Source organism: Asticcacaulis sp. P2_B1, from assembly GCF_056404915.1.
Window position 1 is genome coordinate 126,811 of the sequence record NZ_JBFUDD010000008.1, and the last position, 26,367, is coordinate 153,177.

Annotated in this window: 22 protein-coding genes; 11 read left to right on the forward strand and 11 right to left on the reverse strand. The window is 59.2% G+C overall.

Going from position 1 to position 26,367, the window contains the following annotated elements; genetic code table 11:
- Positions 1 to 5 precede the first annotated feature (5 nt).
- A complete protein-coding gene (locus AC1DX3_RS16885; protein ID WP_476990488.1) occupies positions 6 to 431 on the reverse strand; it encodes a hypothetical protein in 426 nt (141 codons plus the stop codon).
- 10 nt (positions 432 to 441) lie between these two features.
- Complete coding sequence (locus tag AC1DX3_RS16890) at positions 442 to 2,214, reverse strand: acyl-CoA dehydrogenase (protein ID WP_476990489.1); 1,773 nt, start codon at positions 2,212 to 2,214, stop codon at positions 442 to 444.
- A gap of 210 nt (positions 2,215 to 2,424) precedes the next feature.
- Here AC1DX3_RS16890 and AC1DX3_RS16895 point away from each other — a divergent pair, with 210 nt between their 5' ends.
- Both AC1DX3_RS16895 and AC1DX3_RS16900 read left to right on the forward strand, forming a co-directional pair.
- Positions 2,425 to 3,708 carry a YceI family protein gene (locus tag AC1DX3_RS16895; RefSeq protein ID WP_476990490.1) on the forward strand — a complete coding sequence of 428 codons (1,284 nt, stop codon included), beginning with the start codon at positions 2,425 to 2,427 and terminating at the stop codon, positions 3,706 to 3,708.
- Positions 3,705 to 4,619: an L-threonylcarbamoyladenylate synthase gene (locus tag AC1DX3_RS16900; RefSeq protein WP_476990491.1), complete on the forward strand. Its 915-nt coding sequence runs from the start codon at positions 3,705 to 3,707 to the stop codon at positions 4,617 to 4,619. Before AC1DX3_RS16895 ends, AC1DX3_RS16900 begins: the two co-directional genes overlap by 4 nt.
- Before the next feature lie 6 nt (positions 4,620 to 4,625).
- Here AC1DX3_RS16900 and AC1DX3_RS16905 read toward each other — a convergent pair whose 3' ends face one another.
- The 3 genes from AC1DX3_RS16905 to yaaA all read right to left on the reverse strand — a co-directional run bounded on the left by AC1DX3_RS16905 (position 4,626) and on the right by yaaA (position 9,572).
- Positions 4,626 to 5,315 (reverse strand): winged helix-turn-helix domain-containing protein, encoded by a 690-nt coding sequence (locus tag AC1DX3_RS16905; RefSeq protein ID WP_476990492.1) that lies wholly within the window; start codon positions 5,313 to 5,315, stop codon positions 4,626 to 4,628.
- Position 5,316: 1 nt separating this feature from the next.
- Positions 5,317 to 8,538 (reverse strand): autotransporter outer membrane beta-barrel domain-containing protein, encoded by a 3,222-nt coding sequence (locus AC1DX3_RS16910; RefSeq protein ID WP_476990493.1) that lies wholly within the window; start codon positions 8,536 to 8,538, stop codon positions 5,317 to 5,319.
- A gap of 242 nt (positions 8,539 to 8,780) precedes the next feature.
- Positions 8,781 to 9,572: a peroxide stress protein YaaA gene (yaaA, locus tag AC1DX3_RS16915; RefSeq protein WP_476990494.1), complete on the reverse strand. Its 792-nt coding sequence runs from the start codon at positions 9,570 to 9,572 to the stop codon at positions 8,781 to 8,783.
- A 186-nt stretch (positions 9,573 to 9,758) separates the two neighbouring features.
- On the opposite strand from yaaA, the gene AC1DX3_RS16920 reads away from it, so the two are divergent.
- Complete coding sequence (locus AC1DX3_RS16920; protein ID WP_476990495.1) at positions 9,759 to 10,544, forward strand: response regulator; 786 nt, start codon at positions 9,759 to 9,761, stop codon at positions 10,542 to 10,544.
- A 255-nt stretch (positions 10,545 to 10,799) separates the two neighbouring features.
- A complete protein-coding gene (locus tag AC1DX3_RS16925; RefSeq protein WP_476990496.1) occupies positions 10,800 to 11,612 on the forward strand; it encodes a response regulator in 813 nt (270 codons plus the stop codon).
- A gap of 28 nt (positions 11,613 to 11,640) precedes the next feature.
- Here the strand turns inward: AC1DX3_RS16925 and AC1DX3_RS16930 are convergent, their stop codons facing one another.
- On the reverse strand, positions 11,641 to 13,074 hold the full coding sequence (locus AC1DX3_RS16930; protein WP_476990497.1) for an FAD-binding oxidoreductase: 1,434 nt from the start codon (positions 13,072 to 13,074) through the stop codon (positions 11,641 to 11,643).
- 238 nt (positions 13,075 to 13,312) lie between these two features.
- Between AC1DX3_RS16930 and AC1DX3_RS16935 the strand changes: the two genes are divergently transcribed.
- From AC1DX3_RS16935 to AC1DX3_RS16955, 5 genes are all read left to right on the forward strand, one after another.
- Positions 13,313 to 13,684: an NUDIX hydrolase gene (locus AC1DX3_RS16935; protein WP_476990498.1), complete on the forward strand. Its 372-nt coding sequence runs from the start codon at positions 13,313 to 13,315 to the stop codon at positions 13,682 to 13,684.
- Positions 13,685 to 14,418: 734 nt separating this feature from the next.
- Positions 14,419 to 16,962, forward strand: coding sequence for an ATP-binding protein (locus tag AC1DX3_RS16940; RefSeq protein WP_476990499.1), 2,544 nt, complete (start codon positions 14,419 to 14,421; stop codon positions 16,960 to 16,962).
- A gap of 149 nt (positions 16,963 to 17,111) precedes the next feature.
- Entirely contained in the window at positions 17,112 to 18,017 is a 906-nt protein-coding gene (locus AC1DX3_RS16945) for an SPFH domain-containing protein (protein ID WP_476990551.1), read from the forward strand.
- Positions 18,018 to 18,041: 24 nt separating this feature from the next.
- Positions 18,042 to 18,533 carry an NfeD family protein gene (locus AC1DX3_RS16950; protein WP_476990500.1) on the forward strand — a complete coding sequence of 164 codons (492 nt, stop codon included), beginning with the start codon at positions 18,042 to 18,044 and terminating at the stop codon, positions 18,531 to 18,533.
- Positions 18,534 to 18,626: 93 nt separating this feature from the next.
- Entirely contained in the window at positions 18,627 to 19,436 is an 810-nt protein-coding gene (locus tag AC1DX3_RS16955) for a class II aldolase/adducin family protein (RefSeq protein ID WP_476990501.1), read from the forward strand.
- Here the strand turns inward: AC1DX3_RS16955 and AC1DX3_RS16960 are convergent.
- The 3 genes from AC1DX3_RS16960 to AC1DX3_RS16970 are packed head-to-tail and all read right to left on the reverse strand — an operon-like array spanning position 19,433 to position 21,740.
- Positions 19,433 to 19,957: a c-type cytochrome gene (locus tag AC1DX3_RS16960; protein WP_476990502.1), complete on the reverse strand. Its 525-nt coding sequence runs from the start codon at positions 19,955 to 19,957 to the stop codon at positions 19,433 to 19,435. The two genes, AC1DX3_RS16955 and AC1DX3_RS16960, sit on opposite strands and share 4 nt — an antisense overlap.
- 41 nt (positions 19,958 to 19,998) lie before the next feature.
- The gene (locus AC1DX3_RS16965) at positions 19,999 to 21,048 is read right to left on the reverse strand and encodes a hypothetical protein (RefSeq protein ID WP_476990503.1); all 1,050 of its coding nucleotides are present in this window, start codon (positions 21,046 to 21,048) and stop codon (positions 19,999 to 20,001) included.
- Positions 21,045 to 21,740 (reverse strand): hypothetical protein, encoded by a 696-nt coding sequence (locus AC1DX3_RS16970; protein WP_476990504.1) that lies wholly within the window; start codon positions 21,738 to 21,740, stop codon positions 21,045 to 21,047. The genes AC1DX3_RS16965 and AC1DX3_RS16970 overlap by 4 nt, the downstream gene beginning before the upstream one ends.
- Positions 21,741 to 21,861: 121 nt before the next feature.
- Here AC1DX3_RS16970 and AC1DX3_RS16975 point away from each other — a divergent pair, with 121 nt between their 5' ends.
- Positions 21,862 to 22,401 (forward strand): hypothetical protein, encoded by a 540-nt coding sequence (locus AC1DX3_RS16975; protein WP_476990505.1) that lies wholly within the window; start codon positions 21,862 to 21,864, stop codon positions 22,399 to 22,401.
- Here AC1DX3_RS16975 and AC1DX3_RS16980 read toward each other — a convergent pair.
- Positions 22,390 to 22,881, reverse strand: a complete 492-nt coding sequence (locus tag AC1DX3_RS16980; protein WP_476990506.1) for a methylated-DNA--[protein]-cysteine S-methyltransferase — start codon at positions 22,879 to 22,881, stop codon at positions 22,390 to 22,392. The genes AC1DX3_RS16975 and AC1DX3_RS16980 overlap by 12 nt on opposite strands.
- A 494-nt stretch (positions 22,882 to 23,375) precedes the next feature.
- Positions 23,376 to 24,356, reverse strand: coding sequence for a magnesium transporter CorA family protein (locus tag AC1DX3_RS16985; RefSeq protein ID WP_476990507.1), 981 nt, complete (start codon positions 24,354 to 24,356; stop codon positions 23,376 to 23,378).
- A 259-nt stretch (positions 24,357 to 24,615) separates the two neighbouring features.
- Between AC1DX3_RS16985 and AC1DX3_RS16990 the strand changes: the two genes are divergently transcribed.
- Positions 24,616 to 26,361 (forward strand): ATP-binding protein, encoded by a 1,746-nt coding sequence (locus tag AC1DX3_RS16990; RefSeq protein WP_476990508.1) that lies wholly within the window; start codon positions 24,616 to 24,618, stop codon positions 26,359 to 26,361.
- The last annotated feature ends 6 nt before the right edge of the window (positions 26,362 to 26,367 follow it).

Consider the following 26,367-nt stretch of genomic DNA (forward strand, 5'->3'; position numbering starts at 1 on the left):
AGCGATTACCGGACCAGGGTTACCCCCGGAGTTTTCGTCACCAGGTCGATGAATTCGGCTGAATCGCGTTCGGCCATGTTTTGACCCAGTCCGAACATCGGTTTGGGGGCGAAGAAATAGACCTTGGTCGTACGCTTGTCGTCGGGATTGAGCCGCGAAATATTGATGTGGCTCTTGGCGCCCTGAAGCTGCACGGTCAAAAAACCGGGTTTGTCCGCCGGCGTTTCGCCTTGTAACACCACCATGTGCTTTGCCCGGGCATAGTCGAGGATGGCCAGCTCGAAGCTGTCTTCGGCGGCCGGAGGTACGATCAGACTGAGTGATTTCGACGGCATGACCGTGTCGCCGCGCTTGTTGTTCTGTGAGACGAAGACCACAAACCCCAGCACCAACAGGGGCACGCCGAATAAAACGCTGCGCTTGATTTTCACGAGGCTCTCCCTAATCCAGGGTGAGGTTTAGGCCGTCCAGCGCGCCGAATCCAGCCTTAATCGCCGCCAAGTGAGCGACGGCGTGAGGCAGGATATGGGCGTAATAGACGCGCATAATCCTGATGCGGTCGCCCAGCCAGGCCGTATCGCCCTGGTTTGCGTCGATCAGGGCCTGCGCCGCTAGCGCCCCCTTAAGCAGTAGCCAGCCGCCGATCAGGTCGCCGCACAGCTTGAGATAGGTCGTGGCGCCGGCGGCGACATCGAGCGGCGCCACGGCTTTTTGCGCCAGAAGGAAGTCCGTTGCCTCGGCAAAGGCCGTCACGGCGGTCTGCAAAGCCTCGCCTTGATCGGCAAATATTGAAGATAGACTATTGTTATCTATAAAGGATTTTATATCTGTCTGAAGTTCTCTGGCGGCCACACCATCGCTACCGAGCTTGCGGCCGACCAGGTCCGCGGCCTGGATGCCGTTGGTGCCTTCGTAAATCGGCGCGATACGAGCGTCGCGATAATATTGCGCGGCGCCGGTTTCCTCAATAAAGCCCATGCCGCCGTGGACCTGCACGCCTAATGACGCGACATCGACTGCCGCATCGGTCGACCATCCCTTAGCGATGGGGACCAGAAAATCTTCGCGTCGCTTGGCTTTCGTCCTGATCGCATCATCATCCGAGATAAGTGCTGTATCGATGGCGGCAGCTGTCAGCACGCAAATGGCGCGGGCGGCTTCGCCCTTGGCCTTCATCAGCGCCAGCATCAGCCGGACATCGGGATGATCGTAGATTGGGGCATAGTCTTCGCCGCTGATCAGAGATCTGCCCTGGCGGCGTTCTACGGCATAAGCCTGCGCCTTCTGCCAGGCGGCGTCAGCCATGCCGACGCCCTGGAAACCGACAGCTAGCCGTGCCGCGTTCATCATGGTGAACATGGCCGCCAATCCGCCATTGGGCGGGCCGATCAGCTCGGCGTGGGCGCCTTCGAAGGCCATAACGCAGGTGGGAGAGGCGTGGATACCCAGCTTGTGCTCCAGCCCGACGCATTTGACGCTGTTGCGCGCGCCATTCGCACCGTCGCTGCCGACGAGGAATTTCGGGCATAAAAACAAAGAGATGCCGCGCGTCCCTTTCGGGGCGTCGGGCAGGCGGGCCAAAACGAGATGAATGATATTGTCGGCGCCGTCGTGTTCGCCCCAGGTGATGAAGATCTTTTGCCCGGTGATGCGATAGGTGCCGTCCCCGGCGGGCTCGGCCCTGGTGGTCAGGGCGGCCAGATCCGATCCGGCCTGAGGTTCGGTCAAGTTCATGGTGCCGCACCATTCGCCGGTAATCAGCTTGGGCAGGAACAGGTCTTTTTGTGCCTGCGACCCATGGGCATGGATGGCTTCAATGGAACCCTGACTGAGCGTCGGCAGGAGGGTAAAGGCCATATTGGCGCCGTTGAAAATATCGAAACAAGCCTGTTCCAGCATTTTCGGCAGACCCTGGCCGCCATAGGCCGGATCGGCCGCTAATCCGTACCAACCGCCGTCGCCATAGCTCTTGATGGCATCCAAAAATCCGTTGGCGACCACCACCCGGTCGCCGTCCAGCCTAGTGCCGCCCAGGTCGCCTATGCGGTTCAGCGGCGCCAGAATGTCTCCAGCCAACTGACCGGCGGCATCGAGCACGGCCTCGCGCAGATCGGCGTCGAAATCGGGAAAGGCCGCCGTGCCATACAGATCGTCCATGCCAATGACATGATCCAGGGTAAAACGGATATCCTTGATGCTGGGCCGGTAGGTCATGATGCTTCCCTCGGTTTTCTTGGTCTGTTTTAAGCCAGTGTAAGCGGGCGGGGCGATTTTTGGCAAGTTGTTTTACGTGAACGTCAACTTTTGTCATGCGGATTTGATCCTAATCCCAATATCTGAAATCGTATCAGTTACATATCTTTTCGCATGACGGCCACCGGGAAGCCGGTGTATGAGAGTCACTCTGAAACGACGGAGACGATCATGCAGGCCGAAAGTTATAATCGCTACAGCCGCTGGCTACACTGGCTGATCGCCGGCTTAATATTGTTCATGATCTTCCTCGGTTGGCGGCTCGGTGACCACGATTCCTTGCGACTGAGCCGAATCAATCTGCACAAATCGATCGGGATCACCATTCTGTTGCTCAGCTTTGTGCGCATCGGTTTCCGATTAGCCTACAAGGCGCCCCCCGAACCGCCTATGCCGGCCTGGCAAGCCTTGGCGGCCAAGGCCCTGCATCTTGGTTTTTATGTCGTCATGATCGGCATGCCGCTAACCGGGTGGTTGATGGTGTCGACCTCGGTGCGAGAGATTCCGTTTTTCGGTTTGTTTGCCTGGCCGCATATGCCTTTTCTGCCCACGACCGGACCGCGAGCCCATGACTTGCATGAGTTTTTCGAAGCCTTCCACGGCCTGATCGCCAAGTTGATCATCTATTTGATGGTGCCTTTGCACGTCGCTGCCGCGCTCAAGCATCATTTTGTCGACAAGGATACGGTGATCCAGCACATGGTGCCCGGCCTGACACCCGAGCCGATCCTCAACTGGCGCTGGATCGTGCCGGTCGGGGTTGTTGCCCTGGCTGTTGGCCTGGGTTTCGGCATCTATCGCGGCGTGCCCGAGACGGGCGGGCATGAAGGACCGCCGCCGGCGGAAGGTGCAGCGCCACCCGCCGAAGCGCCGACATCCGAAATGGCATCCGAAGTCGCGGCTTCGGCTGCGGCATCGTCCGAAGCGTCGTCGACCTCTTCCGAAACCGCCGCTGTCACGACCTGGAATGTCGATAAGTCTGCCACCAAGATCGCCTTTTCGACGACCTTTTCCGGCGAAGCCATCAACGGCGCGTTCGGCAGCTATGCCGCCGCCATCGCTTTCGACGCCAAGCAATTGGCCGCCTCGCACGTCAAGGTCACGATCGACCTGACCTCGGTGACGTCGGGCGACAATGATCGCGACGCCAGTCTGAAGAGCAGCGACTTCTTCGCCACATCCGCCTTTCCAAAGGCCGTGTTCGAAGCGAAATCCTTCACCCAGAAGGATGCCACCCATTTCGTCGCCCACGGCAAGCTGACCATGCACGGCGTTACCAAGCCCTGCGAGCTGCCGTTCACCCTGACCGTCAAGGGCGGTGCAGCGACCATGTCGGGAACGACGACGATCGACCGTACCGCCTTTGGCGTGGGTTCAGGCGACTGGGCCAAGACCGACGCCGTACCGGCCAAGGTGACGGTATCGATCACGCTGAAAGCCACTGCCGCCAAATGAGCAATGTCGACGCCGCCATCGCAGCGCTGCGGGGCGGCGAACTGATCCATCTGCCGACCGAAACCGTCTATGGCTTGGGCGCCCGGGCAGACGACCCCGTTGCGGTCGCCAAGGTCTTTGAAGCCAAGGGGCGGCCGCGGTTCAACCCCTTGATCGTCCATGTCGGTGACATCGCCATGGCTGAAAAAATAGGCCAATTCGACGACCGGGCGCGCGCCTTGGCAGCCGCTTTCTGGCCAGGTCCCTTGACCTTGGTCCTACCGGTGGCTGGCACCGACATGGCTTGCGATCTGGCGCGGGCAGGGCTCGACAGCGTCGCCCTGCGCATGCCTGATCATCCTTTGGCCCTACGGATTCTGCGAGGCGTGGATTTTGGCGTTGTCGCACCTTCGGCCAACCGCTCAGGCCGGCCAAGCCCGACCACGGCAGCGGATGCATGGGAAGAGACCGGACGGTATGTAGAAGTTTCACTGGACGGCGGAGCCTGTCCGGTCGGCGTTGAATCGACCGTGGTCAGCCTGCTGGGTGAGGCGCGCTATCTGCGCGCCGGCGCCGTGACGCGCCAGCAAATTGAAGCGGTCATTGGGCCCCTGGCCGCCGACGCGGCGGAAGGGCATCGCTCGCCTGGTCGCCTCAGTCTGCACTACGCACCCGATGCGCCTGTTCAAATCAACATTGATCGTCCTGATCTGGGTGCCTATCTTGCTTTCGGCCCGACAGGCTATTCCGGCCCGGTGTTCCAACTCAGCGCAAGCTGCGATGTGCGTGAAGCCGCCGCCAACCTGTTCAGGATGTTGCGCGAGGCCGACCGCTTGAAGCCTGAACGGATTATGGTGGCGCCGATCCCCGAAACCGGCATTGGCGAGGCCATCAATGACCGTCTGCGCCGCGCCGCCGGCTTTATCGGCTGAGTTGCCTTATCCGATCTGCCACAGCAGCCGCATGCGATAACCCTGGCCGTGAATGGTCTGTAGGATGTCGAAGGCCGAACCGCCGAACAATTTGATACGCAGGCGATTGACGATGACGTCTATGCCTCGCAACGGAATAGGCGAACCGTCCTCCTGGCTGGTCAGCCGCTGGATATCCTGGCGGCTCAACGTCCGGCCGTCGCTGTCGAGCAAGAGCCGCAAGACCCGGTATTCGCTCGGCGACAGCCTTAGCCGGTCGCCGTCTCTGTGGCTCAGCAGTCGGGTCGGATTGTCGAGCGTCCAGTCGAAGAAACTCGTCGTCCGCGCGTGATCCGGGGCTTCGGCCTGACCTTCGGTCCCGACAATATTGCGGATCCGGGCGATCAGTTCCCTTGGGTTATAGGGCGCGGCGACCACGTCGTCGGCCCCCAGCTCCAATCCGATGATTCGGTCGACGTCTTCAGCCACGTCGCTGACGACGATCAAGGGCACCGGCGCGGCCCAGGCCACGACCGGCGCCGTCAGCATCACGCCACCCTGCCATACTGCCAGGTCCGGCCGGTATTCCGGCTTGGGCGGGAGTTGGGAGCCGTGCGCATAAACGACCTCCGTCGTGAAGCCCGCTTCGGACAATTCCGTCGCCGGAACCGGCTGGCCGCCAACGCCCGATTTGACGAACAGAATCGTCCGGACCATGTCAGAACTGGAAGCGCGTACGCAGGCTGATAGAAGCGTTACTATAGTCGGCGGTCTTCTGGTATTCGGCCTCTACGGCAAAATAGCTGTACTGGTTATCGGCCGAGACCCGGAAGCCGGCCACGGGACCGCCGCCCTTGATATTGCCCCCGGTCAGGGTGAAGGCATCCTGATTGGCGAAGTTGGCGACCGTATCGGCTATGGTGGCCGACATGTTCTCCTTGTAGCCGAGCCACAGGGTCGGCTTGATAAAGGCCTTGTCGTAGCTGACATTGACCAGGGCCGTAGAACTCAGCAAATGGCCGTCGCGGTTCGCCACAGCCAGGTCGAAATAATCGCCACCGCCCGATTCAGCGTGTTTCGCTTCGTTCAGGCGGTAATAGTCGGCAAGCACCTGCGGGGTGACCGTGAAGCCGCCGACCCTGTAGTCGTAAGAAGCGCCGGCGCCGGCACTGAGCGAATAGCCGTTCCACTTGGCGGTGGCGATGTGGGTGACGTAGGTGGTCAGCAGGTTGCGCGTGGTGGCGAACTGATCATAACCCGCCCCGGCATGGGCCCATGCCTTGACACCATCGCTGTTGAGACGCCAGTAGGCGCCGATGGAGTAGTCCGAGGCCGATGTGGTTTCGGCGGCGATCGCGAAGGTATCGAGTGGCGAGGACGAGGTAATCGACATGTAGCCGCCGACCATCTGGTTGCCGTAGACGGCGCGTTCGCGCCCGCCGGCAAAGCTGAAGCCCGTGGATTTGAAGCCAGCCGTCTCGCCATAGGTGCGATTGACGCTGTATCCATACTGCTGCAGCCAGTATTGGCCGCCATTATTGTCCGGGATAAGGGTCAGCGACCCTAGTGAGCGGTTGAGTGACTCCGAACCAAGCGACAGGGTTAGCAGGTTTTCGCCGGAATAGTCGGGCAGATACTGGTTATAGACGTGATCGAAGCCCTCCTTCGTCGTTTGCGCCAGGATGGAGGATTCGGCGCCGGAATCGAGCGCAGCGACGGCCAGGACCGGCGCCAGGGCCGAATACTGATTATTGGAATAGCCGGCCTCGGCCTGGGTCTTCAGCCGGAAATTGGCATAAAGCGTAGTGTCGCCATCGTTTGTCGTCAGGTCGGCGTGGTAGAGGTAGGGCACGTAGCCGTCCAGAGTCTCGGTCGGCATGTCGCCGAGATCTATGCTGGAGGCCGTCAAGACGGTGAAAGTAGCTGGCGTGGTCAGCAGTTTGTCGAGCGTCAGGTTGAGCGTCGCGCCGTCATCGAAGGTGGCGGCGCCGGTGCCGGTCAAGATGGCGGTCGAGGGCGAATCGACCGCCAGGACCAGGCCGAGCGTGCTGCCGTCGCCGACGTGTACTGTGCTGGTCTTGACCGCGCTGCCGCTTAGCAGGTTGGCCGTACTTTCGCCGTCGATATCCATGGCGATGTCGCCGGCTGACGTCATCTTGCCGGCGTAGACGGCGCCGTCGTTAAGTGAAAAAGTGCCGGTGCCGGACCCGTAATCGAGCGCGCCATAGATATAGCCGCCGGACGACGACAGCGTGTCATTGCCGGAGCCGAACAGAATCTTGCCGTAGATATAAGGAGCGGCGATATCGTCGTCGTCCGGGGCCGTATCGGTCTGCGTCAGGGTGACACCAGTCGTGTTGGCGCTCACATCGATGGCCGTGGCAGTGCCGGTAATGGTGTCGGCAACGTCGTCGCCATCGTCATCAGAGGCTGTGATCGCCGCACTGATCGTGCCGTTGTTGGTGATGGTGGTCAGCGTGCCGGACAGGTCGCGAATGGCGGTGGCATTGGCGGTCGAACCGACGCCCGAGGCCGAAATCTTGGCGCTTTCGCCGACGTTGATCGTGTTCAGATTGGCATCTGCGGCGATATCGACCGCCCGTGCCGTGGTATTGCCGACGGTTGTATAGGTGGTGACGTCGTCGGTCGTCTCGGACGTGGTCGCGGTGGTCGTCGTCGCCGTGATAGCGCCATCGACATCGAGGAGTGGCGTTGTGGCGCCGGTCAGCAACGACAGGCCGGTGGCATTACCGCCATAGGCCGAGTCGACAATACTGCCGGTAACGCCGATGCCATTGGCGATCGTAGTGGTATAGCCGGTGCCGCCGATTTGCACGGCGGTGGAGTCGATGCCGGAATAGATGCCGTAGGCGCTGATCGTACCGCGGTTGAGCAGGCCATAATTGACACTCGGCGGGTCGACAGCGGTCGAGGCATAGCTCAGCCCGCCAATCGTGATGTCCGAGGTCGACGAGCCGATGAGCAGGGCGGCGGCGCTGCCATATTGCGTCAGCGAGGCCGTACTCTGTGTGCTGTCGGTTAGTCCGTCGCCGTCCTCATCGGTGTTGTCGTCATCGGTACTGGTGACCGAAGAGCCGAACAGGATACCGTTCGCGACATTGCCGGAGATCGAGACCAGGGGGCCGGATTGCAGCAGGTTGAGGGACGGATCGAGGTCTTCCAGCTGGTCCTCGGTCAGCGAATAGGCTGCCGAATAACCGGTGCCGGAATAGCTGCCGTCGATGATCAGCGAACCGCCAAGATCTCCCGTCAGGGAGATGGCTGAACTGTTGGCTCCCAACACGCTGACGGATCCGGAGAGGTAGGTATTGCCGGTGACGCCGGAATCGAGCGCTATGCCGGTGGAATTGTCGCCGATGAGCGTCATCGAACCATCATAGGTAAAGGCGCCGTCGATTTGGTTTTCGAAACGGATGCCATAGGACTCATTGCCTTCGACATCGAGCGCGCTGGTAATGTTGACGTCGCCGGTAAATGGCGATGTTCCGACCGAATGAATACCATACCTGCCGGTACCTTCGGCCCAAGGGGCGTCGACAATGTCGTCATCCGTGGTGTCGGAGGCCGTGTAGTCGTCGGTGACGGTGATCGTGCCGCCCAAGGTCAAGGCGGCCGTGCGATCCGGCACATCGGTGATGAGAATGCCGGTTGAGTCCGAATCTGAGCCCGACATGGCGATCGTGCCTTCCATATCGAGCACGTTGTCACTATCGACTGTAACCGCCGTGCCACTGGTCAGGGTGATGGTTCCCGCCGAACTGACTGTGACATCGCCGGCCGTGCTGGTGGCCAGGGGATCTATGGTCGCGGTCGATACCGTGGTTGCCGCCTGCGCGGATAGCGGCAGGATGATGAGCCCCAGGGCGGTGGCGGTAAGCAGGGTGGTTTTGCGCATATATGTGCCGTTCCAAATCTTCATGGACGCGGACCATGAAGAGGAGGCGGGGCGCTATTAAGTCGCCTGTGCGTCGGCGGCGACACAAGGCGACGCGGGTGACACGAAGGTGATGGATTGGCGCAAATTTGTGGCGGGCCCAAAAGGCGGCATTTGCACAAAAGCCTTTGTGCGCTTGAGATTCGTGTGCGGGCAGGTTTTACGCTTGCAATGAAATGGCGTTGACAGCCGCACAGGACGGCTCGGATTTAGCCTTCAGCGGGCGGTCAATCCGTCTTTTTGCGGGCTGAAATCAGCTCCGGCTGGGGCCGGGTGAATACCCAATCGTCGTTCTTCGACAGATCCGCACGGTAGGTGTAGCCCGCCACGTTGAAATCCTTCAAGCCCTCAGCTCGGTCGATGCGATGATCGATGACGTAACGCGCCATCAAGCCGCGCGCCTTCTTGGCGAAGAAAGAGACTATCTTCGCCTCATTACCCTTGATTTCGAGAAAGCGCGGGCTGACGACCTTGGCCTTCAGGCCCTTGACCATGGCAGCACGGCTATATTCCTGGCTGGCCAGGTTAACCAGGGTGTCGGACTCCTGAGCTTTCAACTCATCAGACAGACTCTTGGCCAAGACGTCCCCCCAGAATTGGTATAGCGACTCGCTGCGCCCGGATTTCAGCGCCGAGCCCATTTCCAAGCGATAGGGGCGGATCAGATCCAGCGGTCGCAGCACGCCATACAGGCCGGACAGAATGCGAATATGATCCTGTGCCCACGCGAGGCCGTCGGCATCCAGGGTGCGCGCCACCAGGCCGGTATAAACGTCGCCGTCGAACATGAAGGYCGCCGGCATGGCCGTTTGTTCCTCGAAACCCTGATAGCGCTCGTAATTCAACGTGCTCAGCGCTTTCGAAATATCCATCATCTCGCCGATATGCTTCGGTTTCAGTCGCTTCAGGCTCTTCAGCAATTTGTCGCTGCGATCGAGAAAGCGCGGCTCGGTCGCCGCCACCCCGCCGTCGTGCGGTGTCGTATCCAATGATTTGGCGGGGGACAGCAGGGTCAGCATTAGGGGCTCAGGGCTTGAGATTCGCGGGAATTGCGCCATGATAAAGGCTTGTCCGGCCGGCGCAAGCTTCACCTGCTTCCTGTGGTAATACTTTCTTTTACAACATTTTTTTGACGGTGGCCGGTCTTTGTTTACCTTGGCCTAACTTGCGGGTGCTAGTCTTTCGCAACGCAAGGAATGGTCCACATGTCACTCGGCACGGTTCTGGTACTCGAAGACAGCCGCGTTCAGGCACAGCTCATCTCAAAAATGCTCAACGGCCACGATTGGTCGGCCATGCAGGCGTTCGATCATAAAACCGTCTATAGCCTGTTGCGCACCGCTAATGTCGATCTGATGCTGCTCGATGTCTATGTCGAAGGCGGCAATACCCTGCTGCACCTGCCGGAAATTCGCGACTTGGCGCCTGACGTGCCGATCGCCATCATGACCGCCGGCGGAGCAGGCGGGCAGGCGCTCAACGCCACGCTCAACATGGCGCGCCGCGCCCAGGTCGATTTCGTTTTGCCCAAGCCCTTTACCCCGGCCGATATAGGCATCATCCTCGACGACGCTTTCAAGATGCGCCGGTCGCCCGTACCGCCGCGCCATATCCTGGTTGTCGAAGACTGTCGTGTCGTGCGCAAACTGTCGACCAGTGCACTGGCCGAAAAAGGCTATCGCATCAGCGAGGCGCGGACCATGGAAGAAGCCTTCGAGCGAGTCGATATCGCCCACGTCGATGTCGTTCTGACCGATATCTTCATGCCCGGCATGGGCGGTATCGAAGGGATCAGCATCATCAAACATACCTGGCCCGAAGTCGCGATTATCGCCATGTCGGCGGGCGCCGATCAAAAGGTCGCCAATACCCAGGTCCTGTCGGCCGCCAAACATATCGGGGCCGATGCCTTGTTGCCCAAGCCGTTCACGGCTTCCGACCTGACCTTCCTGATCGAGGCGGTTCTCAGCGAAAAATGTCTGGCAGCTTGAAACCGCTTTCAACACTTGGCGGTCGATACTTCGGCAATCGATTTCAATTTGAACTTATACTTAGGTCATCGCGTTCATATGTGTATCGTGCGTCTGCAAGCCGGGGTGTGACCTTTACAATAATGCCATGTGACTTGCTGGAAGCTTGTGGATGGCGCCGCTATAGTTGTTCGTTGGCAACTTATTAATCTTTCTTCAGGTATCCTCGATACGCGGAAAGTTTAAAAACAGCTTGATCCGCTTGGGGAGCGCTAAATGAGCCTGGGTAGTGTTCTTGTTCTCGATGAAAACAGGGATCAGGCCCAACGCATTTCGACGATGCTGAACGCCCAGAAGTGGACGTCCGTGCTGAGCTTCGATCAGCGCATGGCGATCAAGCTTCTTAAATCCAGCCGCTATCATCTGCTGTTGTTCGACGCCTATGTCGATGGCGCCAGCACCATGCAGATCGTCAACCAGATTCGCGAACAGGCCCACGACGCGCCATTAGCCATTATGGCCGACAATGGTCATCGCGGAAATAATGCCAATTCGACCGGCAACCTGGCGCGCATGGCCGGCGCCGACTTCATCATGCCGAAACCGTTTACGCCCGACAAGCTGAAGACCCTGCTGGCCGACACCAACAGCTATCACCGCGCCCGCATGAAGGAAAATCACATCCTGGTCGTTGAAGACGACACCGGCCTGGCGCGCGACGTTTGCAATGTGCTGAAACAGGTCGGCTATAAGGTGTCGTGGGCGGCCAATATGGAGGACGCCTTCTTCGACCACAATCTCGGTCTGATCGATGTCGTGCTGACGGCGATCCTGATCCCGGGCATCGGCGGTATCGAAGGCATCGGCCAGATACGCAAGGATTTCCCGCACGTCCATGTTATCGCGACGTCCGAAGCGGTCGATGCCAAGATTACCGCCATGCATGTCTTGGCGGCGGCCCAGGCCGCGGGTGCCGAGGCCTTGTTGCCGAAACCGTTCATGATGCCGGAAATGTTGCGCACTGTCGCGGGTGTTATCCGGGCCAAGAGCGAAAGCGGCGAAATCGAAGACCAGGCCCTGAGTGCCTAAAAGACTGAGTGCTTAAAAGATTGGGCGCCTAAAACAGCACGTGCGGGTTCATGATGCGCTTGGGGTCGAGCGCCGCGCGCACCGCCTGCATCGCCGCCACCGCCACCGGGTCCTTATATTGCAACGCTTCCTCGGTCTTCATGCGGCCTAGGCCATGTTCCGCCGAAATCGAGCCCTCATATTTGTGCGCCAGATCGTGTACGACCTTGGCGCCGGCGTCGCGCATGGCGTTGAACTCGGCAGGGTCCATGCCGACGGGCAGAATGACGTTGAAATGGACGTTGCCGTCGCCGACGTGACCAAAGGCCACGAGACGTGCCCCCGGCAGGAAGGCTTCGATGGCCTGCTTTCCTTCTTCCATATAGTCAGCCATGCGTGAGAGGGGCACGGAGATGTCGTGCTTCCACGCCGCGCCCTCGACCTTTTCGGCCGCAGAATGATCTTCACGCAGGCGCCAGAATTCGGCCGCCTGGGTCTCGTTCTGGGCGATGACGGCGTCGAGGATCAGTTCCTCCTCGAAAGCGGCGCCCAACAGACGCTCCATTGAACCGGCAGCACCGTCCGGATCGCCTGAAGCGACTTCGATGAGAGCGTACCATGGATATTCGGCTTCCAGCGGTTCGCGCGTATCGGGGATATTCTTGAGCACGAGGGACAGGCCGTACCGGCCCATCAACTCGAACGCCTCGACCTGGCCGCCGGTTTCCTGTTTGGCGCGAACCAGCAGGTCGATGGCCTTTTGCGCTGTCTCGAAGGCGACGATCGCGGTTGAGCGTGAATTCATGATGGGAAACAGCTTCAACGACGCAGCGGTGATGATACCCAGCGTGCCTTCGGCGCCGATGAACATGTGCTTCAGGTCGTAGCCGGTATTGTCCTTGCGCAGGCGCTTTAGGCCATGGAAGACCTCGCCATTGGGCAGGACGACTTCGAGGCCCGAGACCAGGTCACGTGTAACGCCGTAACGCAGGACGGCCGTTCCGCCGGCATTGGTCGAAATGACGCCGCCGACCGTGGCGGTACCTTCGGCGGCGAGCGACAGCGGGAAATAGCGCCCGGCCTTTTCGGCGACCTGCTGGGCTTCGAGCAGGCTCAGGCCCGATTCGAGGACCATGGTATCGTCGGTCGGGGCGACATCGCGCACGGTCTTCATGCGTTCCAGCGAGATCAGGATTTCGCCGAACGGAATCTGGCCGCCAACCAGGCCGGTATTGCCGCCCTGCGGCGTAATGGCAACATGATTGTCGAAGCATATCTTGACTACGGCGGCGACTTCCGCGGTCGTTTTCGGCAAGACGAGCAGGGGAGTATGTCCTTTCCACTTGCCGCGCCATTCCGTCAGTTTCGGGTCCACCCGCATGGCGTCTTCGCTGAAGCCGGCTTCGCCGACGACCGCCTTGATCTGAGCGATCACTTCGGGCGACACGGGCGGTACATCGGTAGCAAAAGCGGGCGTGGACATAGGCTTAACCTGTATTAATACCAGCGGCGCATGAGGCTGACTCATCGCCGTTGGCTGCGGGCAAGTGCCCGCCCGAGCTTATGCGAGGAGCCATGCGGCGCTTGAGCTCAAGAAAAGCTTATATCAACTGTCATGCTTATGACCGTTGATATAAGATGGCTGGGGTTGCGTTAAGCGAGAGGTGCGCATATTGCAAGCGACAATAATTGAAGGCAGCGCGCAGTCAGGCTTACGTCCAGTGCCGGCCGTTGGTGTCGTTTGCCGGCGGGGCGATGAAGTTTTGCTGATTCGTCGGGGCAGGGCGCCGCGTCAGGGCGAATGGTCGATTCCCGGTGGTAAGGTCCATGCCGGCGAAACTCTGCATGCCGCAGCCTTGCGGGAATTGCTTGAAGAAACAGGTGTCACCGCGACGATCTCGCACCTGGTCGACGTATACGAAATCATCGACGATGCTTTTCACTACGTGCTGATCGACTATGCCGCCGACTGGTTGGCGGGGGAGCCCGTCGCGGGCGATGATGCCGATGACGCATGCTTTATGTCTTTCGAAGATGCTTTGGCTGCGGTAACCCGCGACGACCTGCGTGACGTACTTCAGAGATCACGTTAACTTTTCCCGTTAACCACCTTCATTAACAGGTTGTTGCTTTTTTGCTTCGGCCGACTGTGACATTTGGCGCTAACCCTGCTTGCAATCGGTTTCCGTTCATATCTTGGCAATATCGCGCCTTGCGGGAATTCTCATTTCGTGTTAACACAAAATTAACGATATGTGGAACCTTGCCCCGGCATCTTTGCACCTGTCGTTTCCGCGCAAAAGTCTCCGGCCTGGGATAATCCCCGGCCGCCCCCCGCAGTGCGGACCTACAAAAAAGCGCCGGCAAAATGCTGGCATCGATTGGTTTTGGTAGTTTTTTAGGAGTAGCTTATGAAGAAGTTTGTTGTGGCCGTCGCTCTGTTCGCGGCATTCACCGGTGCCGCTGTCGTCGCCACCTCAGCGCTTGCCTTCCCGACGATCTGCAACCCGCTTAAGGACGCTTGTCACTAAGTCGGCGCAGATGGTCTGTAACCTGCCGCCGGGCCCTTGGCCACGCGGTAGCAACAGGGCACAAATTGGTGAAAGACGGGCAGGGCGCTGAGTTCTGTCCGTTTTTTTGCGTTTGGAACTTCCTTCAAGGCTGAATAATACCGCCCTTTCGATGATTTAAGCGAATACTAAGGTCTTTGTGACTTAGTAGGTGCCTAAGAATCACGGGAGCCGGCATGGGTCGCTCAAGCGTTAGGGTCCGCGACGCGGTCAAAAACCTGGTGACAGGCTTTCTGGCTGCAATTTTTTGCGCGTGCTTGCCCCTTGCCCATCCGGCCAATGCCGCAGAGCCCACCCCTGCCGTCGCCGAAGCGACGCCGTATCAGAAAAAACTGGTGGCGGCCTACGATATTATCGCAGGCAAGCCCTTCGTTTATGACGAAAACGAAGTCGAATCCTACGGTCAGCACGCCATGACCCTGTCCGGCGACGAACGCATCTATGCCCTTTGGCGTGTATTATACACCTACAAGAACAATCAAAACGAGGACAGGCTACAACAGTGGCATGATCGTCTGGCGGCGCTGGCTCTGAAGGACGGCGATAGCAATCTCGACTTGCTGGCGCGTTTCATGCTCCAGGCCTATGAGAACGAGAGCAATAATTTCAGCAGCTTGACCGAGCGTGAGTGGAACATTTATCTGACTGTCCCTGACCATGCTATCCAGAACATTGCCACACTGGAGCGCGAGCGTCAGTACCAATATGCCGTCAATTGGGCAGAGGCGATCGACATTGGTGACAGCTTGGTCAACCGCTTGCAGGCGGAAGGCAAGCCGGCCGAAGGCCTGCTCAGCGTCGCCCAACAAACCCTGGCTTACAGCATGATGCGGGTCGGTGATTACGACGCCTATGCCGACCACATCCTGGCCATGGCGCGCCTGTCCGGCAAAAATGCCTTCTTCCAACAGAAGATGGATATGCTCTATGAACAGGCTTTGTTCGCAGCCAATGACAACGACATGGCCTTGGCAGACCATCTCCAGAAGCTGTTCGCAGGATATGTGCGCCAATACGACGTTGCGGATTTGAAGCCGTGGGATGCCGAACTGTGCGCCTCGGTCGCTGACTTGGCGGAGAAATATGCGGCTGTTGTCGATTGCCTGAAAACATCGACTACAGTCACCGAAAAGACCGTGACAGGGCCACATGACGCCGTTGTATTGCGTCTGTTAACGCGGGCCTATTCCCGGCTGGGCGATGTCCAGCATGCTCGCTACTTTCTCGCCCGGTTGCACGCGGTACCAGAAAATGTCTATCCCCGTGATCCGTCTTTCGACGCCTACATCGGCGCCTGGTTGAAAGCCGGTGACGGCGACACGGGAGCGGCCTTCCACGATCTCAGCGACTGGTCGACCGATTTCGCGCGTAAGGCCGAAACCCGGCGCGTCGCCGCCATAAGCGACATGTACAGCACCTTGCGCAAGGAACTGGACCGCAAGAATGCCGAAAGCGCGTTGCTGGCCAAACAGGTTCAGATGGGGCAGTTGCTGCTTGGCGCCGCCGGCCTGATCGCTCTGTTATTGGCCGTTATCGTCGTCGGTGGCGCCCTGTGGGTGGTGCGCATGCGCCGCATGCAGTGGCATCTCAAGGACGCCCATGAGCATGCCCAAGCCGCCAATGCTGCCAAGTCGCGCTTCCTGGCGGTTATGAGCCACGAACTGCGTACGCCGTTGAATGGTGTTCTGGGCATGGCCCAGGCCTTGAAGCAGGAAAGCCTGACCGATAACCAGCGCGAACAGGTCGATATCCTGGTCGATTCCGGCCAGACCCTGCTGACCTTGCTAAACGACGTCCTCGACATGTCGCGTATCGAGGCGGGCAAGATCGAACTGGCGCCGACGCCGGCCAATATGAACGACATGGTCGAACGCGTCATCAATACCTACAGTTCGCTGCTCAATGGCAAGGACGTATCCCTGCGTTACGAACTGACCGAAGGCGCCACCGAGACCATGTCGTTCGACGTCCTGCGCGTCTATCAATGCTTGTCGAACCTTGTGTCCAACGCTTTGAAATTTACCGAAAAAGGCTCGGTCAAGATCATCGTGCGCGCTGAGCCAATCATCCCCGACGGTGGTTATTTGGTACGCTGCGAGGTCCGCGATACCGGTATCGGCATGAGTCAGGCGACTATCGACAAGCTGTTCGACGCCTATGCCCAGGCCGATGCCGGCACCGCGCGCAAATACGGTGGTTCGGGCCTGGGCCTCAGTATCAGCCGGCGCTTGTCGGAACTGATGGGCGGCGGCCTGAGCGTGACCAGCACGGAAGGAGAGGGTTCGTCCTTCGTCATGACCTTTATCGCCGGCGAAGTTGCCCATAATCCCGCTGCTGATGCGATGCCGGCCTTGACCGTTTCCGATAAGAGCGACATGCCCGGCATGCAGATACTGCTGGTCGACGACCACCCGGTAAATCGTAAGGTCGTGCGCCTGTTCCTGGAACCGTTCGGTTTCGTTATTACCGAAGCCGTCGATGGCCAGGAGGCCCTCAATGCCGACATGTCGCGCTTCGACCTAGTATTGATGGATCTCAACATGCCGAAAATGGGGGGGCTTGAAGCCACCCGCATTTTCCGCGCCAATGAAGCGCCCGGCAAGCATGTGCCGATCATTGCCCTGACTGCCGATGCCATGCAGGACCAGGTCGAAGCCTGTCACGCGGCTGGCATGGATGCGCACATCTCCAAGCCGATCCTGATGGACAAGTTGGTCGAGACGGTCACCGACATGTTGCACCTCCACGCGGCCGAATCAACGCAAGAGATCGACGAGTTGGCGACCAGCGCGGTTCAATAACGATGAGTTGAATAACAGGCAAAAGGTTGTAGGCTTGTGGCTACGCAACGAGTCCCCATCTCAGTGGGGTGTTCTCAGGGGGAGGCCCGAACCTTATGCTATCCAGCGCATTTCTCGTTATTGGTTTTATCGCCGTCGTGCTTGGCATCATGCTGTTGTTCAGCATTGTCAAGATCGTGCCACAAGGCTTTGAATTTACGATCGAAAACTTCGGACGTTACACGCGAACCCTGAAGCCCGGCATTGCCTTCTTGACACCTTTTGTTGAAGCGATCGGCCGCAAGGTCAATGTCATGGAGCGCGTGTTCGACGTACCGCAGCAGGAAGTCATCACCAAGGACAATGTCGTCGTCCGCGTCGACGGCATCGTCTTCACCCAGGTCATGGACGCGGCGCTAGCGGCGTACCGTGTCGATAACCTCGACAATGCCATCACTCAGTTGGCCATGACCAATTTACGGACAGTTGTCGGTTCGATGGAATTGGATGAAGTCCTGTCGCAACGCGATGCCATCAATTCGCGGCTGCTGAACGTCATCGACCACGCCACGTCGCCCTGGGGTGTCAAGGTCAACCGTATCGAAATCAAGGACCTCAAGCCGCCGCACGACATCACCGATTCGATGGCGCGCCAGATGAAGGCCGAGCGCGAACGCCGTGCCCTGATCATCGAAGCGGACGGTGACAAGCAGGCCGCGATTGCCCGCGCCGAAGGCTCCAAGCAGTCGGCGGTTCTTCAGGCGGAAGGCCGCCGCGAAGCCGCCTTTCGCGACGCCGAAGCGCGCGAACGCTCCGCCGAGGCCGAAGCCAAGGCGACCGACATGGTCAGCCAGGCCATTGCCAAGGGCGATATCAACGCCATCAACTATTTCGTGGCGCAGAAATATGTCGAAGCCTTCGGCAAGTTCGCCGAATCCTCCAGCACCAAGACCTTGATCATGCCCGCGGACATGTCGTCCCTGGCCGGCATGGTGGCCGGTGTCTCGGAACTGGTGAAATCGGTCGCGACGGATGCCCCCAAGGCGCCATCACCTTCAGCCAAAAAATCGGCATAATCATAGGTTTGCAGGGAGGATTTCATGTCTGACATCTCTTCGATCCTGATGATGGGGCCGATGAACGTCCAGGCTTTCTGGATATGGCTGACCTTCGGCATCCTGTTGTTGGGAGTCGAGACCTTCCTCGGCACTCAATGGCTGTTGTGGTCGGCGGCTTCCGCCGGCCTGGTGGCGGTGGTGTGCCTGACCGGTTTGCCGTTCGGCTTCGTGCTCCAGACCCTGACCTTCGCTATCCTGAGCGTCATCACCGCCTTGCTCACACGGCGTTTTCTCACGGTCAAACATCATGGCAGCGACATCAACGACCCGCACGCCCGCATGTTGGGCAAGCAGGCCGACGTGTTGAGCGGCTTCGAACTGGTCGCCGGCGGTGAGCGTACCGGCCGCGTCATGTTCGACGGAGTCGAATGGCCGGCGGTATTGAACGGGCATTCCGAGGCGCCGCTGTCGGGCAAGGACCGCGTGCTCATTGAGCGGGTCTATGAAGGCCGCTTGTTTGTAAAGCCTGCCTGAGCGCGCGCTCCCCTGCAAAAACCGGTTGCAAACTTGACGTGTTCGGCAACATACTGACGGCAAAACAGGAAACGCCGCCCAGGAAATGTTACAATGCCTCACGACGATCAAAGCCCGCTTCGCGCGCATATCACCGAAAGCGAATGGAAGATTCGCTGCGACCTGGCAGCGCTCTATCGCCTTGTGGCGCTCTATGGCTGGGATGATCTGATCTTCACCCATATTTCCGCCCGCGTGCCGGCTGCGGATTCTCTGGTCAAACAAGCTGACGGAAACTATGCGCCGGCCGCCGTCGATCACTTCCTGATCAATCCCTACGGTACATTTTTCAATGAGATGACCGCTTCCGATCTGGTCAAGATCGATATCGATGGTAATGCCGTTGGCGACAACAAGGCGATGATCAATCCCGCCGGCTTCACCATCCACAGCGCCATCCACGGCGCTTTGAAAGACGCGCATTACGTCATCCACCTGCACACGGACCATATGACGGCGGTTTCGGTGCACAAGGAAGGCCTGCTGCCCTTGACGCAGAACGCTTTGCTGCTACGGCCGCAATTGGGTTATCACGATTATGAAGGCGTGGCGCTGGATCTCGCCGAACGCCAGCGCATTGTCGATGATATCGGCACGAAAAAGGCCCTGATGTTGCGCAACCATGGCACCCTGACTTGGGGCACCTCCGCCGCCGAGGCTTTCACCATTATGTATTTCCTTGAACAGGCCTGTCGCCAGCAGGTCGTGGCGCTCAGCATCGGCCGCGACGGGCTGATCGAGGTCGGTCAGGACGTTCAGGACAACGTGGCGCCACTATCCGGCGGAGTTGGCTTTGTCGGCGTTCTGGTGTGGCCCGGCCTATTGCGTAAACTGGCGCGTGAGTCGCCGGGCTACGACGCTTAGTGGCTTGAAGCGGTTTCCGAAGCCGACGTGGCGTCCGAGGGCGCTCGCGGTGTCGTTTCCAGCTTGAGATAGGCGATCAGGGCGTGGCGTTTGGCCTCGTCCGGGATACCCATGAAGCTCATCTTGGTCCCTTTGACGACGGTTTGCGGGCTTTCGAGATAGGTGTTCAGGCTGTCGAAGTCCCATACCGTATTATGCGCAGTCATGGCGTCGGAGAAGGTATAACCCGGTTCGGTGCCGGATTTACGACCGAAGAGGCTGTACAGATGCGGCCCGGTCATGTTCATCTTGTCCGAGGTGATGGTGTGGCAGGCGCGGCATTTCATGAACTGCTTCTCGCCCTCCGCCAGGTCGGCCGTATTGTACGGCGCCGGGAAGGTCGCCTGAATGGCTGCCTTTTCCGCTGGCGTATAGTCCGCCGGTTCGGCCATCACCATGGTTTGGCCACCATCATTGTCCGCTGCCTTGTTGCAGCCGGCCAGCGCGACCACGGCCAAGGCCGCCAAGATTACCGTTTTCATGTCCAAAGCCCGCGTAAGAGTCGGCGCAATTTAGGCGACTCTTACGGCTTTGGCGACAGCGAAATCTCGCCCTTGGTGCAATTGTCGAGGTGAAAGATGCTGCACGCCTCGGTGTCCTCGGCGATCATCCCGGTTGGGCCGTCGACTTCATAGACCACGGTCGCCTTGCCGGGGGAGAACAGGTAAGCGTGCGTCTTGCTTTGGTCCCAATCGGCTTCATGCCAAGTGAGCGTTCTATCCGGTTCGCGCCGCGACAACCAGGCGATCGACCGGCAATCAAGTATGGTGCAGGTATCAACCGCCGAATAAGCATCCTGAGCGGGCGATGGTGATCCGTCATCCAGGTCGTCGAAGCTGCAATAGCTGTTCCGCCCGGCATAGGTCCATTCCTCGACCCCGTCACCATTGAGATCGGGCAGGCGGGTGACCAGGCGGTCTTCATCAAGCGTACCCTGCCATTTTATACAGACCGCCTCTTGATTGTGAACCAAGTCGGTGATGGCAATCGGCGTGTCTATCGGAATAACCGAGCCTGGGTCGACCGCTTGTGGCACCATATCGGGCATCAGGGTGGGTGCCTTCAAGTAGCGCGTGCTCGACATGAGAGCTGGATGACCGGCGCGCTCGCCATATTCGAAGCCCCAGAAGCAGTCGTCCGAGCCGGTCAGGCCGCAAAACGCACCGTGGAAATCGAGATCCAGCCCCGAATAGGTTTTTCCAGCGATAGAACGCAAGTGATATTCGATTACCTGATTGTCGAAGATCGTGATGTAATGTCCGTCAACATCCTGCGACCAAATACGCACAGTGCAGCCGCCGGTCCCGCACCAGCCCATGCCGAAATCCTTGCCGGTATCGACCAACCAGTCCGGCGCGGTATTCGGCGTGACGTGAACGGGTTTCAAGGTACCGTCGCGCAGCCAGTGACGGATGGTCTTGGCATTCGGCGGCGGCGCGTCCTCATCCCGCATGGCGGCGACAGCCGCAATGACCTCAGTTGGTGGTGTGGGCGGCGGGGGCACAGGCGCCTTGGCCTGTACCGCGCTTGCCGTAAGAACCAGGATTAGAGACGCCGCCAATCCGTATTTCATCGCGCATAGATCCCTGCGGGTGACCAAACGGCGCCATTGCCGCCCGAAAGGCCTAGGGTGGGCACGGTAACCGCGACCTCCTGGCCGTCGACCTTAAGGATCACCCGGCCGGCCACGGCTTCTAGACCGTTTTGGGAAAAGGGCATGGGCGAACCGGCGGGGCGATTGACCGTACCAAGCGTGCCGAGATTTTCGAATGTAACTTCAAAGACATGGCCGGCAACCTTGATCTTCGACATGACGCTGTGGCCGTCGGTCGCTTCCGTAATGGTGATCTCGGCCACCAGGGCAGGCGCTTTTTCAAATGGGGTGCCGGCGAAGATATGCGGCCCGAACCAGGCCGCCAGCTTGGCGTCGCTGGACACGAAGCCCATGACAACCGGATCGGCCTTGGGATCGGGTTGGAACAATACCATGCCTGAAGGCGCCGAACCGGCCGGAGTGTGGACCATATTGGCCAGGTGAACGATGACATTGGGCTGGGTAAAGGCCGGATCTGTGACGCCGGCCAGATCGACGCCGCCCTGCCACGACATCCAATCGGTGACGATCATGGGTGCTGGTGCCGTCTCTATCGGAGCGACCTTTCCGCAATTGACGGCCCCTTCTTGGGTGCAAGCCGCGAGCGGCGCGATGGCGGCGCCGGCAATGGCGGTGATCAACAGGCCGCGGCGGCTGGTAGGTTGGCTCATCTTGTTTCCTCCGATTTTGTCAAACAAGGTTATCCCGCGGCCCGCGTCGCTGCTCGTTACAAATGTTGAGAGATTGCAGATCACCGTGGCCAAGCTCGATATGGCGACCTAAAACGCTGCCATGGACACGCTCAAAGCCCGCTTTACCCTGACCTATGCATTGATCGTTATGGCCGTCAGCGTCCTTCTGGTCGGCTTGCTGATATGGGTGCTGCGGCCGTGGCCATTTCCTGGATATGAGCCGGTCAGAGTTGCGCTCACGACGATCAAACTGGCTGGGTTGGGGCTGATCATGCTGGGCGTGTTCACCACGCAGCTTTGGGACATTTTAAACCCGAAAGATATCCTGACCCTTACGCCGCAAGGTTTGCACGATCGCCGGCTGACGCGCGGCGCAGTTCTCTGGCACCAAATCGAACGTCTGCTGGTCTTTCGCAAGGGTTGGCAATGGATGGTGCGCATTGAGCCCAAGGCAGTAACAACGCCTGGCCGCGACATGGATCTCGGCCCCATGCCAATCTATGCCTTCAATCGCCTGTGCGCGCGTTGGCAGAAGCATCCGGAACTGGTTGTCGGCCTTGGAGGTATGACGACATCGACGGCCGATCTGACAGCCTATATCCAATCCCACTTCAAGGGCGAGATCATCCTAGAACAGTAGCGGCGTCTCGAAGTCGAGCAGCTTGCGCTTCAGCGGCAGGCCGCCGCCATAGCCGGTCAGGCTGCCGTTCTTGCCGATGACGCGGTGGCACGGAATGATCAGCGCGATCGGGTTCTTGCCATTGGCCGAGCCGACGGCCTGTGTTGCCTTGATGTCGCCGACCGCTACGGCCAGTTGTTGGTAGGAGATGGTTTCGCCGAACGGAATGTCGCATAGGGCACGCCAAACCTTTTGCTGAAATTCGGTGCCGCGCGGCTTGAGACGCAGGTTGAAGTCGGTCAGCTTTCGGTCAAAGAAATCATGCACTTGCTGAGTCACATCGCGAAGCTTGTTTGGATTATGCTCGGCCTGGCCCGAATGTGACCAGTGATTGCTCATGATATCGTTGAGGAAGGTAAATTCGATCAGGGCACCGTCGTCGTCGACCGTCGCCGCCGTCATGCCGAAAGGCGTTTCGATATGTGAAAAATAGAGGCCCATGCCAGGAGATTGTCACGGATAGCGGCGATTCTCAAATCACCAGTGCGCGAGGGCCGGCGTCGATCAAGACAGTTTTTTTCCGCAGATTGGCGCAGGTTTTAAGGGGTGATTTTTCAGAGTTCGGAAATCAGGAACTGCGTGCTCGCCGGCCATAGATTCGGAGTGGCGTGGCGCCTTATTTGCGTTTCCCAGCGCTCCGAATTTATATATTATTGATTTTATTAATAGTTATTTTTCATTCGGAGCGCGTCTGGTGATTTTGACGGCGCGCCTGGCGCGAAGATAGCGGCCCATTTCACACCGTTAGGTGGCGAACTGGCATAATCGCCGGCGGTTTTGCGACAATCGGAGTGAGTATTTTATAGCAACGGTCTAGAGCGCGTAGATGGGCATTTGCGCCGCTATCTCTCGCCCCTTTTCGGAGTGCCGGTTTTTCTTGCGTTAGGCCTCGGCCACTCCGATTGTGGCCGGTTAAAGACTCCGCGGAAAGCCCTTTAAAGCCAACGTTTATGGCGGAAAACGAGATAGGGGGCGACGGCGAACAGGATCATCACCCCGATCGCGAAGACATAGCCGTAACGCCAGTGCAATTCGGGCATGGTAGCGAAGTTCATGCCGTAGAAACCCACGACCAGGGACGGCGGCAGGAAGATCAGCGCCACGACCGACAGAATCTTGGCGATCATGTTTTGCTCGACATTGATCATCCCCAAACTGGTTTCGAGCTGGAAGTTGATCTTGTCGTTGAGGAAGGCCGTTTGATCGGATAGGGACTGCGCATCCTTGATCAGCCGCGAAGCGTCGCGTACGATGGCCACGCTGCCGGGATTGTGATCATCGCGGAAATAGGTCAGCAGGCGCTGCAGGCTATGCACGCTTTCGTGGATCTTCGAATTCAGGTCGGCGGCATAGCCCAACTCTTTCAGCACGCCGCGCATGACCAGGGACGGATTGCCGTCGCGGCCGTTGAAGGCCTTGTCGTCGAAAATGCGCTGCGACAGTCCGTCCAGCCCCTTAATGACGCGGTCGTGGTCGACCGCCACATCGGTGATGGTTAGTTCCAGCAGCCCTTCCAGGACATCGGCGCTGGTGACGAAGCGTTTCGGATTGAGCAGCAACAGTTCCTGGAATTCGAGAAAGGCCGGCGGGTCGATATCGCGGATGGTGATCAGGAAATCCGGTGTCAGGATAAAGGTGATGGCGCTGGTCTGTGGGCGCGCCACCTCGATATTGTTGATGAGGGCCGCGGTCATGTAGGAGGTACCGTCGCGCGTATACATGCGGTTGAGGGCGTGATTGCGCCAGATTTCTTCGCGCGAGGGCAGGGCGATATTGAGATTTTGCGGCAGATTACGCAACTCGTCCTGGGTCGGGTTGATCAGGTCGATCCACACCGGCTCGTCAGGCACGTTATGGGTCGGGTCCAGTTGCATTTCGGCAATGCGGCCGCTGACAAGATGAAAAACCGTAATCATGCAAGGCCCCTGAACCCGTTCGCACACAGCTTAGAGGGGCAGTATTGATCAAGCTTTAACTGCGCGACGCCCCAGGCTAAGTCTTTTGGCGAAGTCTTTGGTTTTCGACGAAAAACTCGCGGATCGCGACACGGTGGCGATTAACCATAAATGCAATCTGAAATATTTAACATTCCGCGCCGTTTTTAGTGACTTGTAAACAAAGCTGGGCTTAGCGTAACCTCTGTATCAGTGCCCGTCGTCCCAAGGGATGTTCGTCATGACCGATCAAACTCAGCCAGAGTCCACCACCGCATCGCCTGCGCCGTCGTCATGGTACGCCGGCGCCATGGAGCATCTGGTCGGTGTGGTTCAGTCTCTTTCGCAGGCCCGGGACGTCCCCGCCCTGGCCCGTATTGTCGGCGACGCTGCCCGCACCCTGACCGGCGCCGACGGCGCCACCTTCGTCCTGCGTGAGGGCGACGAATGCCGTTGCGTCGAACAGACCGGCGCGGACCAGGTATGGAAGGGCAGGCGCTATCCGATTGCCTCGACGATTACGGGGCTGGCCATGGAAACGCGCCAGCCCGTTGTCATCGAGGACGTTATCAATCACCCATGGATCAAGCCCGGCGCCTATAATGTGGAGACGACGCGCAGCCTGACGGCCGTGCCGATACGCCGATCCGATCCCCTCGGCGCCATCGCTACCTATTGGGCGACATCGCACATCCCAAGCCCCGAAGAAATCAAGGTTTTGCAGGCCCTGGCCGACGTCACCGCGGTGGCTTGGGAAAATGTCGGCCTGTTTGCCGAACTGCAGGACAAGATCAAGAGCTTGCAGGCGCAACAGGCACGCATCGCCGCCCAGCACGAGTCGCTCGAAGTCTTCGCGCGTGCCCTGGCGCACGACCTGAAAGAGCCCGTGCGCACGGTTCGCGCCTTTTCCGATCTGATCGTCAATTATGACGATCCGCCGGAAACCAAGCAAATGTATTTCGAGCTGATCCGCAAGGCGTCCGATCGCATGGCCATGCTGGTCGACACGGTCTTTCAATACAGCCAGCTCGACGATCCGTCGCGGCTCAAGAAACGCCCGGTTGCTCTGGATGGCGCCTTGGCGGCCGCGACCGACAACCTGGCGCAGCTGATCGTGGACCGCGAGGCGACGGTCACGTCGGATCCCCTGCCTGAGGTCGAAGCCCACGGCGGCCACATGATGCAGGTCTTGCAGAACCTGATCGCCAATGCCCTGCGTCACGGCCCGATGGGCGTCGCCATCCATGTCTCCGCCGACGACGAAGGCAACCGCATGCGGATCACCGTGCGCGACAACGGCCCAGGCCTCGAAGGCAGCGACCAGGAACGCATTTTCATGCCTTTCAAGCGCCTGAATCTCAACGAGGAAGGTGCCGGTCTCGGCCTCGCGACCTGCCGCAAGATCATGGCCCTGCATGGCGGCTCCATCTGGTGTGAATCGACCGTGGGCGAGGGGGCAAGCTTCCATTTCGCCCTGCCAAAGCCCGTCCCTGTGCCGTCTCCGGACGATGCGTTGTCCATCCAGGGGCCGGCGGACAGCAATGGCCGGCGATTGGCGAACGTCTTGCTGGTCGACGACCGCGAAGCCGATGTTGAACTGACACGCGTCTTTTTGCAGGTCCGCGACAAGTGCGAGTTCAACCTGTCGGTGGCGCGTGGCGGGCAGGAAGCGCTCGATGCCTTGCGCAAAGCCCAGAGCCGCGGCGACAGTTACGATCTGTTGCTACTCGATATCAACATGCCAGGCATGGACGGTTTCGAGATGATGGAGCAGATGGCGCGCGACGACACGATCAACCGGACCGTTGTCGTCATGTGCAGTGGCTCGACCTACGAGGACGACCTGCGCCGCGCCTCCGATCTCGGCGCCGCCGGCTATATGATAAAACCGGCTTCCCTGGCGCAATTGAAGCCGATGATTGCTGCCATTCCCTCGCTGAAACTCGATCAGGCCGGCGAAGCCAGCCGCCTGTTACGCGCCGCTTGATATAGG